This is a genomic window from Corynebacterium sp. sy039 (assembly GCF_007904105.1).
Lineage (GTDB): Bacteria > Actinomycetota > Actinomycetes > Mycobacteriales > Mycobacteriaceae > Corynebacterium.
This window is the reverse complement of sequence record NZ_CP042325.1, coordinates 1,598,840-1,611,138: the sequence shown is the minus strand read 5'-3', so window position 1 is coordinate 1,611,138 and position 12,299 is coordinate 1,598,840. Positions and strand designations below refer to the sequence as shown.

Annotated in this window: 8 protein-coding genes and 2 pseudogenes; 7 read left to right on the top strand and 3 right to left on the bottom strand. The window is 47.1% G+C overall.

Translation table 11 applies throughout. From position 1 onward, the window contains the following. Positions 1–21: 21 nt before the first annotated feature. Both FQV43_RS07250 and FQV43_RS07245 read right to left on the bottom strand, forming a co-directional pair. Positions 22–1,626: a CYTH and CHAD domain-containing protein gene (locus tag FQV43_RS07250; protein ID WP_146339734.1), complete on the bottom strand. Its 1,605-nt coding sequence runs from the start codon at positions 1,624–1,626 to the stop codon at positions 22–24. Between the two features lie 36 nt (positions 1,627–1,662). Next, complete coding sequence (locus FQV43_RS07245; RefSeq protein ID WP_146339732.1) at positions 1,663–2,391, bottom strand: DUF2786 domain-containing protein; 729 nt, start codon at positions 2,389–2,391, stop codon at positions 1,663–1,665. A 179-nt stretch (positions 2,392–2,570) separates the two neighbouring features. On the opposite strand from FQV43_RS07245, the gene glnA reads away from it, so the two are divergent. The 3 genes from glnA to FQV43_RS07230 all read left to right on the top strand — a co-directional run bounded on the left by glnA (position 2,571) and on the right by FQV43_RS07230 (position 7,460). Further along, a complete protein-coding gene (glnA, locus tag FQV43_RS07240; RefSeq protein WP_144273259.1) occupies positions 2,571–3,911 on the top strand; it encodes a type I glutamate--ammonia ligase in 1,341 nt (446 codons plus the stop codon). Further along, positions 3,912–7,082, top strand: a complete 3,171-nt coding sequence (locus tag FQV43_RS07235; protein WP_146339730.1) for a bifunctional [glutamine synthetase] adenylyltransferase/[glutamine synthetase]-adenylyl-L-tyrosine phosphorylase — start codon at positions 3,912–3,914, stop codon at positions 7,080–7,082. A 69-nt stretch (positions 7,083–7,151) separates the two neighbouring features. Continuing rightward, positions 7,152–7,460, top strand: coding sequence for a hypothetical protein (locus FQV43_RS07230; RefSeq protein WP_144273257.1), 309 nt, complete (start codon positions 7,152–7,154; stop codon positions 7,458–7,460). A 40-nt stretch (positions 7,461–7,500) separates the two neighbouring features. Here the strand turns inward: FQV43_RS07230 and galE are convergent, their stop codons facing one another. Next, positions 7,501–8,520, bottom strand: coding sequence for a UDP-glucose 4-epimerase GalE (gene galE, locus FQV43_RS07225; RefSeq protein WP_146339728.1), 1,020 nt, complete (start codon positions 8,518–8,520; stop codon positions 7,501–7,503). A 159-nt stretch (positions 8,521–8,679) separates the two neighbouring features. On the opposite strand from galE, the gene thrC reads away from it, so the two are divergent. From thrC to FQV43_RS07205, 4 genes and pseudogenes are all read left to right on the top strand, one after another. After that, positions 8,680–10,113: a threonine synthase gene (gene thrC / locus FQV43_RS07220; protein WP_144273255.1), complete on the top strand. Its 1,434-nt coding sequence runs from the start codon at positions 8,680–8,682 to the stop codon at positions 10,111–10,113. Between the two features lie 48 nt (positions 10,114–10,161). After that, entirely contained in the window at positions 10,162–10,701 is a 540-nt protein-coding gene (locus tag FQV43_RS07215; RefSeq protein WP_144273254.1) for an NUDIX domain-containing protein, read from the top strand. 89 nt (positions 10,702–10,790) lie between these two features. Next, positions 10,791–10,991: pseudogene (locus FQV43_RS10285) on the top strand (sodium:proton antiporter); the annotation flags it as partial. Positions 10,992–11,153: 162 nt separating this feature from the next. Beyond that, positions 11,154–12,206: pseudogene (locus FQV43_RS07205) on the top strand (Na+/H+ antiporter NhaC family protein); the annotation flags it as partial. Between the last annotated feature and the right edge of the window lie 93 nt (positions 12,207–12,299).

Here is a 12,299-nt window from a genome sequence, read left to right as displayed (position 1 = left end):
AGCTATCTTCTTTGCACCAGCCTACTTTTTCTTCTTAGAAGTACGCTGCTCCTTGTTCACTTTGCTCACCTGACGATAGGCTTTTTCTACTAACACAAAGGCCTCATCATATTGCCCGAGAGCTTGCTGAGCACTATGTTCTTCACTGCTGTAGAGAATCCCATACTCAAAAGTATTCTGACCATTACGATAAGCCTGTTCAGCAAGAGTGCGAATAGTATCACGCGAGGTAAGCGCATCTTGATAATCACCAAGTACCTTTTGCAGATGCTTACAAGCGCGGGTGAGATTTTTAGTATTTACATGACCAGAACGCGTGACTGCTTCAGAGCAATACCGCAATTTCTTTGCTGCTTTACGCACATCATGCACGCGATTTTCTTGTTCTGCTACAGTTATCCCGCGATCTTGCCAACCACGAATAGCAAATTTATGACGCTTTTTCAGCGCCGCGAAACTTTTTTCTAACTGCCGCGCCAATGTTTGCCCTGCGTTGAGTTCCTCTGAAGTAGAAGCACCGGAAGCAGGAGCGAGAACTGGTTGAGCAATAAGCTCATCGAGTTGATTAAGCATAGTGATATATGCTGTGGAATCGAGAGCCTTGAGAATATGTTGGTGCGCACGGTGATAACGTGCAGCAATACTAGAGCGAATAGAAGCGCCTACTTCCTCACTGATATTGCGGTGTTCAGGTTGCGCAAGAAGCCAATCAAAGCGTTCGGCCACGACCTCCGCGTCGCGCGCTTTGCCCAGAATATGCGCCAATTGTTTGAGGGCATCTTCCACATGACTATAGTGCGTCCTATCAATAATGCCGTCGAAAGATTGCAAAAGACTACGCAACTGACGACTAGCAACACGCATCTGATGGACAGAATCATCTGTGTTCCTACGAACTTGTGGATCCCAGCGAATCAGCTCATCTCGACTAGCCTGCAATGCACTCAGCACACTATATGCGGGGTGATCTGCTGAAAGAATAAGCTGCCGGGAGGAATCAGAAACATTGTGAATGGAATCGCCTAATGCCATGAGCAACTTCGATGGGCTATGGGATAATTGTGCCCCTGCTTTTGTCAGGATTGTGTGAGCTGAGTGCAATAACGCATCAGATAGAGCTAATTCTTGCGCTTGGGTGGTTAATTCCATTTCCCACTCGCGCCATTGAGTGCGCTTGCCACCAGGCAAGAAAGAGGTAGCGGTGACATGATCGTCACAAAATTCGGCTACGACGTGATCTCCATGCTGCAACATACTTTGGTGACGTTCATTATTGACCTCAGCAATAGCAATCAGTTCTTCATCACGAATAATGGCACGAACAAAGTGTAAGAGTGACTGTGGCGGCTCATCACTGAACTCATGATGTAATTCAATACGACCATGAGAACTTGGTATCTTGATATGCCAACCAGCATCATGACCACCACTACGTCTGCGCAATGTGATTTTTTCTTTACTCAATCGCAAATCAGCAGTATCAAAATATGTGGCAGATAACTCCAAAATTTCTGGTTCACTTACCTGCGTAATATATTCAATCGCGCCAAGGTGAGGTAAGGCTGTATCTGCTGCAACGGAGAACTTTGTCTCTACTTCGAGTTGCTCTTTAATGCTCATAATCATGTTTTACCAGGAATAGTGTTTGTGTGATAGCTGTACTCACTGTGAATAAGCACTCTTTAATGTGCTCAAGCCATCCTTGCAGCCGTACGTCATTCCGGCAATACGCGGATTAGTGCTTAAAAGTTTTATTCTTTCTGCTTCATGAGATTGTATGGAGTGGATATTGGTGTTGGGGGAATTGACGGCAGATCTGTTGCGTAGGTAATGATGATGTTGATGAAGTGCAATTACATTATTGCTCTGAGTGTAAAAATTTAAGTCGTGGTTTGTGCGCATCAGTCCTGTGTGCAGTGCATAATGAGTGCGAAATGTGCGAATAAACGCTTGATAGTAATTATTGATAAAAGTACGTAATTCATGGTGGGTAAATGTGCTTGTGGTGTGTGCAGTATGCGCCAAAGTGTGTAGTTGATTGACGATAAACGTAATGGTTTCCCATGAGCGTGCCAGATGAGATCTATTACCGCTGACCACAACAGCATCTATGGATTTATCCATGATGGCGTTGAGCCCATGAAACTGGCAGATTGCTTGGATGAGCTGGTATTGCCCTGCTTTGCGTAGTGGACGTAGTGCAAAAGATACCGATACCAAATGAGAGCTAAAAAGATGATGCTGCTGTAGCAACGCATGAGCTTTGCTCTGGTAGCAGCGCTTTTCATGTTCATTGGTGCTCGCATGAGCTTTTTTCAGTAACGCCTGATAACGACGCCATGCCTTACTCAGTGCTTGCGCATCCTGATTACTCAACATTATTGCCAGCATTTTTCTCCTTTGTGTTAGTAAGTGTTAGGAATTTTCTCCACAACCCTTGATTATGGAAAGTATGTTCGATAGGGTTGAGTAAAACATTGAGGGGCGACATATCACCCCAAACGGGGGAGGGGAATCATTAAGGCTCGCTTATCTCGTATAAATCCGCAGATAGAAAGTATCGTAGAAACATGGAATCACAAATGGAATATGTGCTGCGCACCGTCGAAGAGCGTGACATCAAGTTCGTTCGCCTATGGTTTACCGACATTATGGGATCGCTTAAGTCTGTATCAGTGGCTCCGGCAGAATTAGAGTCTGCTTTTGAGGAAGGCATTGGTTTTGATGGTTCAGCCATTGAAGGATTTTCCCGAATATCTGAGGCGGATACCATTGCTCGTCCAGACCCCTCAACATTTCAGTTATTGCCTTTCGACGATGATGACTCGCCCTTAAAAACTGCACGGATGTTCTGTGACATTATGAATCCAGATGGCAATCCGTCTTATTCTGATCCACGTCAAGTCTTGCGTAAGCAAGTAGAAAGTGCTGCTGACGACGGTTTCTCATGTATGGTATCGCCTGAGGTTGAGTTTTATCTTGTCCGTTCCTTAAAAACTGAAGGCCAGCCACCTATTCCTACGGACAATGGCGGGTATTTTGATCAGGCTAGTCATAATGATGCCCCGCAATTTCGTCGTCAAGCGATGATTGCATTAGAGGAAATGGGGATTCCAGTAGAGTTTTCTCATCATGAGACTGCACCGGGGCAGCAAGAAATAGATTTACGTCATGCTGATGCTCTCACAATGGCAGATAACATTATGACTTTCCGCTATGTGATGAAGCAGGTCGCATTACTCAACGGGGTAAGTGCTACTTTTATGCCTAAACCTTTTACTGAGCACGCAGGTTCTGCAATGCACACGCATATGTCTCTTTTTGAGGGAGATATGAACGCCTTTCATGATCCTGATGAGGAGTACAGCCTTTCTACCACAGCAAAGCAGTTCATTGCTGGTATTCTCACGCACGCAAGTGAGTTTTCTGCCATCACTAACCAATGGACTAATTCCTATAAGAGGATTCTATTTGGTAATGAAGCACCTACTGCTGCCAATTGGGGCGTATCTAATCGTTCTGCTCTTGTTCGCGTCCCCACATATCGAATAACCAAAGCAGAGTCACGTCGGATTGAAGTGCGTTCTCCTGATTCAGCGTGCAATCCTTATTTGGCACTTGCTGTTTTGCTTGGCGCGGGTCTGAAAGGTATTCGCGAGGGGTATGAGCTTGGCGACGCAGCTGAAGAAGACGTTAGTTTACTCAGTAGACGAGAGCGTCGTGCATTAGGTTATGTAGATTTGCCGTCTAGTCTCGATCAAGCACTACGCGAAATGGAAAAATCTGAATTTGCCGCAGAAGTTCTTGGTGAACACGTATTTGAGTTCTTCCTTAGGAATAAATGGCGGGAATGGCACGACTATCAGCGCCAAATTACTCCCTGGGAATTGATGCATAACTTGGAGTATTAAGTGACACATCCACGTACCAGCAGAAAAGCACTACCTACCCCAGCTAGTTTGAGTCTCACTGGTGCCCATGCCAAAGAAGACCTAGAACGCCTAGGGTGGCTCAATGAACAATCCACAGAACTTTTGTGGGCGCTTAGTGGTGCTGCCGACGCTAATCTGGCATTAAATAACCTCATTCGTCTTATGGATGCACTTCAAGAAGATGAGGCTGCAACAGGTGGCTATAAGCAATTAGATGAAGCTATGTGTACTGATATAGCATTGCGAGTGCGTTTGATTGCATTGTTAGGTGCGTCTTCAGTGCTTGGCGATCATTTGGTTGCTAATCCTACTGAGTGGAAATTTCTTGCAGAAGATATACCTAGTGCAGCAGAAATGCTCAGTACCCTTTTAGGGTGTGTAGGTGCTGTTCCTGCTTTTGATTCGAGCTGTTCGAGTGAGCAACATGGTGATGTTCAGGTAGCAGACCATCAGGTAGTAGGCCAAGAACAACAGGGAAATATGCCACAAGATACAGCCTGTTCTCAGCGCACAACTGTTGGTACTTACCGTGCTGCTTTAGGTGGGGTTGAAGCAGAAATAACCTTAAAAAAGGTGTATCGCAGTTTACTTATGCGCATTGCAGCACATGATTTAGCAGGAACTTATCCAGAAAATGATAAACGCCTAGGTCAGCCTCACGTTCCCTTTAGCGTGATTAGTAGATCGCTCACAGATTTGGCTGATGCTGCACTAAGTGCTGCACTTAGCGTAGCAGTACGCAATACCTATGGAGAACAATCACTTAATGCGCAACTTTGCGTTATTGCGATGGGTAAAAGTGGTGCTCGGGAGCTCAACTATATTTCTGATGTAGATGTGGTCTTTGTCGCCGAGCCTGCAGACTCAAAAACCACCCGCTTGGCTAGTGAGTTTATTCGTATTGGATGTCGATCCTTTTTTGAGGTAGACGCAGCGTTACGTCCGGAAGGAAAGCGTGGCGCATTGGTTCGTACCCTAGAATCACATATTGCTTATTACAAGCGGTGGGCGCATACATGGGAATTCCAAGCACTACTAAAAGCTCGTCCTATGACGGGCAGTATGAACCTGGGCAAACGTTATCAAGAAGCATTGTCGCCAATGGTATGGAATGCGAGCCAACGAGAATCTTTTGTCGACGATGTGCAAGCGATGCGTGGACGTGTCCTTGACAATGTGCCGAAAAACCTTAAAGACAGAGAACTTAAACTCGGTGAAGGTGGCTTGCGCGATGTTGAGTTCGCTGTGCAACTTTTGCAGATGGTGCATGGGCGTAGCGATGAGTCTTTGCGTACACCTGCCACCATTGACGCATTAGCGGCCTTGATAAAAGGAGGCTATATTGGGCGTGAAGATGGTGCAGAACTGATTAACTCTTATGAGTTTTTGCGCCTATTGGAGCACCGACTCCAGTTGCAAAAAGTTAAACGAACCCATACTTTGCCAGAACACGATGACCAAAAAAACTGGCGCTGGCTCGCTCATGCTGCAGGTTATCGTGGGCATGAACAGTATTCAAGCGTTGATAAACTAGATACGGATCTCAAAAAAGTACGCTCTACCATTGCCCAATTGCATAATCGCTTATTCTATCGACCACTGTTGAACTCGGTGGTGAACTTTTCTACAGACGCGATCAAACTTTCTGAACAAGCCGCAAAACTACAACTTGCTGCACTGGGCTATAAATATGCCGATCGTGCTTTTGAGCACCTTAAAGCCTTAGCCTCAGGGAAGAGTCGTAAAGCAAAAATTCAAGCAATGCTCTTGCCAACGCTTATGGATTGGTTATCCGATACAGCTGATCCTGATGCTGGTTTGCTCAACTACCGTAAGCTCTCCGACGCAGCTCATGACCGTATTTGGTTCCTGAGAATGTTGCGTGATGAGGGGATTGTCGGGCAGCGTTTGATGAAGATTCTTGGCAACTCGCCCTATACCTCTGATCTGCTCATCTCTGCACCTGATGTGGTCAAGCAACTTGGTGACGGGGCAGCAGGACCCAAGCTACTAGAACGGCGAAGCACGAATCCAGCAGCATCATTGATCAAAGCAGCAAGTAGACATAAAGACCCTGATAAAGCTATTTCAGTAGCGCGTGCCCTCAGGCGAGTGGAATTAGCTCGCATATCGTCGGCAGATATTTTGGGAATGTTAAGCGTACAAGAAGTATGCCTTGATTTGTCATATATCTGGGATGCCGTATTAGAAGCAGCATTAACTGCAGAAATTGCAGACTCACTGAATAAAGGGGAAGTGGAAACGCAACCTGCGTCGATAAGCATCATTGGTATGGGGAGATTGGGAGGCGCAGAACTAGGGTATGGTTCTGATGCCGATGTGATGTTTGTGTGCGACCCCTGTGAAGGAGTCGAAGAAAATGATGCAGTACGCTGGGCAATCACAATTTGTGATCGGCTACGAACACGTTTAGCGAAACCATCAGGTGACCCACCACTAGAAGTAGATTTAGGATTACGTCCTGAAGGTCGCTCTGGGGCAGTGGTGCGCACCCTGGAATCCTACGATCAGTATTACCAGCGCTGGGGTGAAATATGGGAGATACAAGCCTTATTGCGTGCGACATGGATCGCAGGGGATAAAGAATTAGGACAACGGTTTTTGCACATGATTGACAAATATCGTTATCCCGAACAAGGCGCTACCGAAAAAGTTATTCGTGAGGTGCGTCGTATGAAAGCGCGAGTGGATAATGAGCGCTTGCCGCGCGGGGCAGATCGTAATACGCATACAAAACTAGGGCGTGGAGCACTGACCGATATTGAATGGACAGTGCAATTGCTGACATTGATGCATGCACATCAATATGAACAACTGCATAATACCTCTACCCTTGAAGTCCTAGACGTTATTAAAGAAAAAGAAATCATTTCTGCGCAGCAGGTGGATATTCTCAAACAGGCATGGTTGACTGCAACAAAAGCTCGAAATGCCATTGTTCTTGTTCGCGGAAAACGAACAGATCAAATACCAAAACCAGGAGCGCAGCTTGTTGCTGTTGCCGGTGCAGCCGGATGGGACCCACATAATTCTCAAGAATTTGTTGAGAATTATCTCAAAGTGACTAGGCGCGCGCGGCAAGTAGTCGACCAAGTCTTTTGGGGAGAGATGATAAGCGAGCATGAATGATTTACCATCCACATATAGTGAGCTTATAGTGAGTTAAGCTCTCACCAATAACACGATAAGGAGTACAGAATGAACACTAATAACCCTTCCGCAGTAAAAATCTCTCTAGCAATTAACGACCTCACTTTTGGGCAATTGCGCACTTTGGTCGAAGCTGGGGAAAATATGCGAGTGTCTGATGACGCTGCCGTGCATATCACAGAGGACTACATAGAAATCATTGTGGACGGCACTACCCCTGCATCACCGCTGCAATCAGACGCTACGCGTACACAGCACCATAATTATCATGACGCACCCAAGAAAGATGCCAGGGATAGCGCTGCGTCGGTAGTGCTCAATGGCTTAATTGAAGAACTGCTCAATCGACGCAGCTAAACACTAAGCTGCCAGACGCAGTTAGGCGCTGAGCTAGGCATTAATCTGCCATTAGTGTGTTTTCCTTTTCGAGGATTGCCGGTAGTTTTTTGCCCCACTCGATAGAATGCAACACTCCCTGAGCAATGCTGAGTTCAGCCTGCCACCCCAATAGTTCGGCTGCTTTATTGCTCTTCGTGGCACAGCCGATGACATCGCCTAGTCGTGGCGCAGCAGTGACAATTTCGAGTGCGGTACCTGTTGCTTCTTGGAAAGCAGCGGCAAGTTCATACACTGTGGTTCCAGTGCCGGTGCCAAGATTGATAACCTCATAACCAGGTTGTGCAGCGGCAGAGATAACCTGGTCAAAGCGCTCAAGAGTAGCAATATGAGCGCGAGCTAAATCCCACACGTGCACATAATCGCGCAAAGCTGAACCATCACGAGTATCCCAATCCACTCCAGTGACAGTAAAGGCACGTCGTTCGTTATGTGCCTCAATCATCTTCCCCAGTGCATGCGTCGGATGCGGATCTTGCAGTCCACTACGCATATGTGGATCAGCACCAATGGGATTGAAATACCGCAAAGAAATAACATCTAATTTTCCAGTGTGTGCGAAGTCAGACAGTATTCTCTCTAGCATCCATTTTGAGGCAGAATAAGGGCTGTGTGGTGCAACTACAGAGTGCTCGTCGACAAGATGATCCTCACCTGCTTCATACATGGACGCAGTAGAGCTAAGAATAAACCGCTTAATACCAAGTTCAGAAAGAGTGCGAATAAGCGTAATAGATTTGCCGACATTGTTGTGATAGTAATCAAGGGGCTGTTCGACAGATTCTGGAACAACAATTTTGGCAGCGCAATGAATAACTGCGTCAATATCATGCTCGGTGGTGATTGTTGTGAGGAGCTTAGTATCGGCAATGTCGCCTTCATAGAAAGCATATGGTTGGGCGAAGGTACGTAGTCCTTTGCTCAGGTCATCAAGAATGATGGGGGTTATGCCATTGTCTACGCAACAGGCGGCGATGGTGGAGCCGATGTACCCCGCCCCCCCCGTAATAAGCACTTTCATACAAAACTCCTTGGGCACTATGCGAAACGATATTCGTTTAGCCATTTTAGTTACTAAACCACGCTAAGAGAAGAAGCTAAGAGAAGAAAAAGCAGAAAAATGAAAATAATGTCGAGCAAAAATAGCTAGTTCTATGAGTAAAGCACTAGGCTGGTCAGAGTGTATTACATTTCAACCCGTGATCAGTCCCGCACTCCTGCTTCCTTTAGCGATATTCTGCTGCGCGGTCTAGCCCCCGATGGCGGTCTTTATCTTCCTAGCAGCTATCCACAGCTTGACGACGACACCCTCAACTCTTTCCGCACGATTCTTCAAGAGCAAGGCTATGCGGCGTTAGCGGCAAAAGTGCTTGCGCTTTTCATCGACGAAAACGATATCCCTGCCCAGGATCTTGCTGCTATGACAGCGCGTGCCTACACCACGCCAAAGTTTAGCGCTGCTGAGATTGTTCCGGTCACTGAGTTGGAACCAGGAATGTACATTGCCCATGTATCCGAAGGCCCAACAGCGGCGTTTAAGGATATGGCTATGCAGCTTTTAGGTGAGCTATTTGAGTATGAACTTGCTAGGCGCGGTCAGAGTCTCAACATCCTCGGTGCGACCTCTGGCGATACGGGTTCTTCTGCTGAGTATGCTATGCGTGGGCGTCGGGGGATTAAAATTTTTATGCTCACTCCTGCAGGTCGTATGACTCCTTTCCAGCAGGCGCAGATGTTTGGGCTTCATGATCCTAATATCTTCAATATCGCTCTCGACGGAGTTTTTGATGACTGTCAAGATGTTGTCAAAAGTGTTTCTGCTGATGCGCAATTTAAGCAGCGGTATCATATTGGGGCTGTTAATTCTATTAACTGGGCGCGTCTTATGGCGCAGATTGTGTATTACATCTCTTCGTATTTGCACGTTACCAAGTCCAATGATCAAAAAGTAAGTTTTAGCGTTCCCACTGGAAACTTTGGTGATATTTGTGCTGGCCATATCGCTAAGCAGATGGGGCTGAATATAGATAAACTGATTGTCGCCACTAACGAAAACGATGTGCTCGATGAGTTTTTCCGCACAGGGGAGTATCGAGTGCGTAGCAGTGCTGATACTTACGAGACGTCTTCGCCGTCGATGGATATTTCCCGCGCGTCGAACTTTGAGCGCTTTATTTTTGATTTGCTGGGGCGCGATGCTCAGCGCGTCGCAGAGCTTTTTGGCACTCAGGTAGCACAAGGTGGTTTTTCACTCGGTGCAGATCCTGCTTTTGCTCAAGCGGCTGATAAGTATGGGTTCCGTTCGGGCAAGTCCACGCATTCGGATCGCGTGGCGACAATTCGTGATTGTTATGAGCGTCTTGGTGTGCTTATTGATCCGCATACTGCCGACGGTGTGAAAGTGGCTCGTCAGTGGCGTGAGGAAATTGATAGTCCGATTGTGTGCTTGGAGACGGCGTTGCCGGTGAAGTTTAGTGACATCATCGTGGAGGCAACGGGAACGCAACCGCCGGTATCGGAGCGTTTTGCTGCAATTATGGATGTAGAACATCGTGTGATTGCTCTGCCTAATGATGTGGCTGCGGTGAAACAGCTTATCGAAGAAAATGCCTAGCAAGATGTTGAGAATCGTATTATCAGTTCGGTACTGAGGAAGAAGATTATGCCAACTCCAGAGTTTATTGTGCGGTTGCGGGAGAAAATTGGTCATGAGCAGTTGTGGTTACCTGGGGTGACTGCTATCGTGCTCAAGGATGTGCCAGCTGGTGCTCCTATTGGTGCGGTTCCTGAGGTGTTGTTGGTTAAACGCTCGGATAATGGCGAGTGGACACCGGTAACGGGAATTGTTGATCCTGATGAAGAGCCTCATGTGGCAGCGGTGCGTGAGGTAAAAGAAGAAACTGGGCTTGATGTGCAGGTTGAGGCTTTGCTTGGGGTGGGTAAAGTAGGGCCGATCACCTACCCTAATGGTGATGTGACCAGTTATGTGGATACTGCGGTGCGTTGTACTGTGCTTGATGATACGGCTGTACCGTATGCTGCTGACGGGGAAAATACTGAGGTGGGTTGGTTTTCTGTGATGCATATGCCGCCTATGCAGCCTAGGTTTCGGCTAGTTGTTGGGGATGCGGTAGCGCAGTTGCGACGCCCAGAGGGGTTTAGACCTAGATTGGGATTTCATAAGCGAGATCGTTTGCGCTAAAAGAGTAATTTTATGTGCAAGTAAAAATTATATGCACTAATTGTGTGGTTATTTCCTGAGCAACAATACCGTACCGTAGATTAAAAAGCATGAATGCTGTTTTAATTGCGGTGCTGGTCATGCTTATTCTTGCTGCAGCCCGTATCCATGTTGTGCTCGCCTTATTTATTGGCGCGATTATTGGTGGTGTTGTTTCCGGTATCGGACTAGAAGCAACGATGGTTGCTTTTCAAGAAGGACTCTCTGGTGGGGCAAAAATTGCATTGAGTTATGCGTTGCTTGGTGCTTTTGCTATGGCAGTTGCTCATTCTGGGTTGCCGGTGTTGTTGGCGCAAAAAATTATGCGTCGGATTAGCCCCAGTCAGCCCAATGCACACGCAAACACCAGCGCGACAGGTACCGCACACGCAAAAAACCAGCATAGCCAGCATGAACCTCAGGTGAGTGTACGAGCGGGTGGCAGTAACCAAGTGGCTTATGGTTGCTGGCATTGGCAATGTCGATGATGAGCCAAAATCTTATCCCCGTGCATATTGCGTTTATTCCACTGATTATTCCGCCTTTGCTGTCGGTTATGAATAAGATGCGTGTGGATCGTCGCCTTATTGCGTGTGTGTTGACCTTTGGTTTGGTCACGACCTATATGTGGATTCCTGTTGGTTTCGGCTCTATTTTCTTGCACGAGATTTTGCTCAACAATATCGAGCAGGCGGGGATGGACACCAGTGGTATCAACATCATGCAGGTCATGGCGATTCCTGCACTTGGTATGTTCCTTGGTTTGCTCATTGCTGTTTTCTTTAGCTATCGACGCCCGCGCGATTACGTCGATAAGCCAGTAACTAATGTGCAGGTAGAAGATATTTCTCCCTATAAAATTTCTGTGGCAATCATTGCCATTATTGTCACTTTTGTGGTGCAAGTGGTGATGCAGCTTTCTGGCTCTGAGGCTGATTCACTCTTGATTGGCGCGCTGAGTGGTTTGGTGATTTTCATGGTCACCGGTGCCGTTAATTGGCGTGAAGCAGATGATGTTTTTTGGCCAAGGCATGAAAATGATGGCCATGATTGGATTCATCATGATTACTGCGCAGGGATTTGCGGCTGTTATGCAAGCAACAGGACAGGTAGAGTCACTGGTGACCACTTCTGCCGCCCTTTTTGGTGGCAATAAGGCGGCGGCAGCATTTGTCATGCTCGTGGTTGGTCTTATTGTGACCATGGGCATTGGTTCTTCCTTTTCTACGCTGCCTATCATCGCCACAATTTATGTACCGTTGTGTGTCTCTCTGGGCTTTAGTCCTGCCGCAACTGTGGCAATCATTGGCGCTGCCGGCGCATTGGGAGATGCGGGTTCACCAGCATCAGATTCCACTCTTGGTCCTACATCGGGACTTAACGCAGATGGGCAGCATGATCACATTCGCGACTCTGTGATCCCAACATTCTTGCACTATAACATTCCGTTGATCATTGCTGGCTGGTGTGCCGCAATGGTGCTCTAGCGCCCAGACAGGGCCAGACAGAGGCAGATAAAACCATGAAGGCCAGCGTCGAAAGTAAGAAAAGCTCTCGACGGTGGCCTTCATGTTTATTGC

Bases quoted from the DNA above. Each gene is read 5' to 3' on its own strand.
- glnA (WP_144273259.1), top strand. From the start codon at position 2,571: ATGGAATCACAAATGGAATATGTGCTGCGCACCGTCGAAGAGCGTGAC.
- FQV43_RS07250 (WP_146339734.1), bottom strand. From the start codon at position 1,626: ATGATTATGAGCATTAAAGAGCAACTCGAAGTAGAGACAAAGTTCTCC.
- galE (WP_146339728.1), bottom strand. From the start codon at position 8,520: ATGAAAGTGCTTATTACGGGGGGGGCGGGGTACATCGGCTCCACCATC.
- FQV43_RS07245 (WP_146339732.1), bottom strand. From the start codon at position 2,391: ATGCTGGCAATAATGTTGAGTAATCAGGATGCGCAAGCACTGAGTAAG.
- FQV43_RS07230 (WP_144273257.1), top strand. From the start codon at position 7,152: ATGAACACTAATAACCCTTCCGCAGTAAAAATCTCTCTAGCAATTAAC.
- FQV43_RS07215 (WP_144273254.1), top strand. From the start codon at position 10,162: ATGCCAACTCCAGAGTTTATTGTGCGGTTGCGGGAGAAAATTGGTCAT.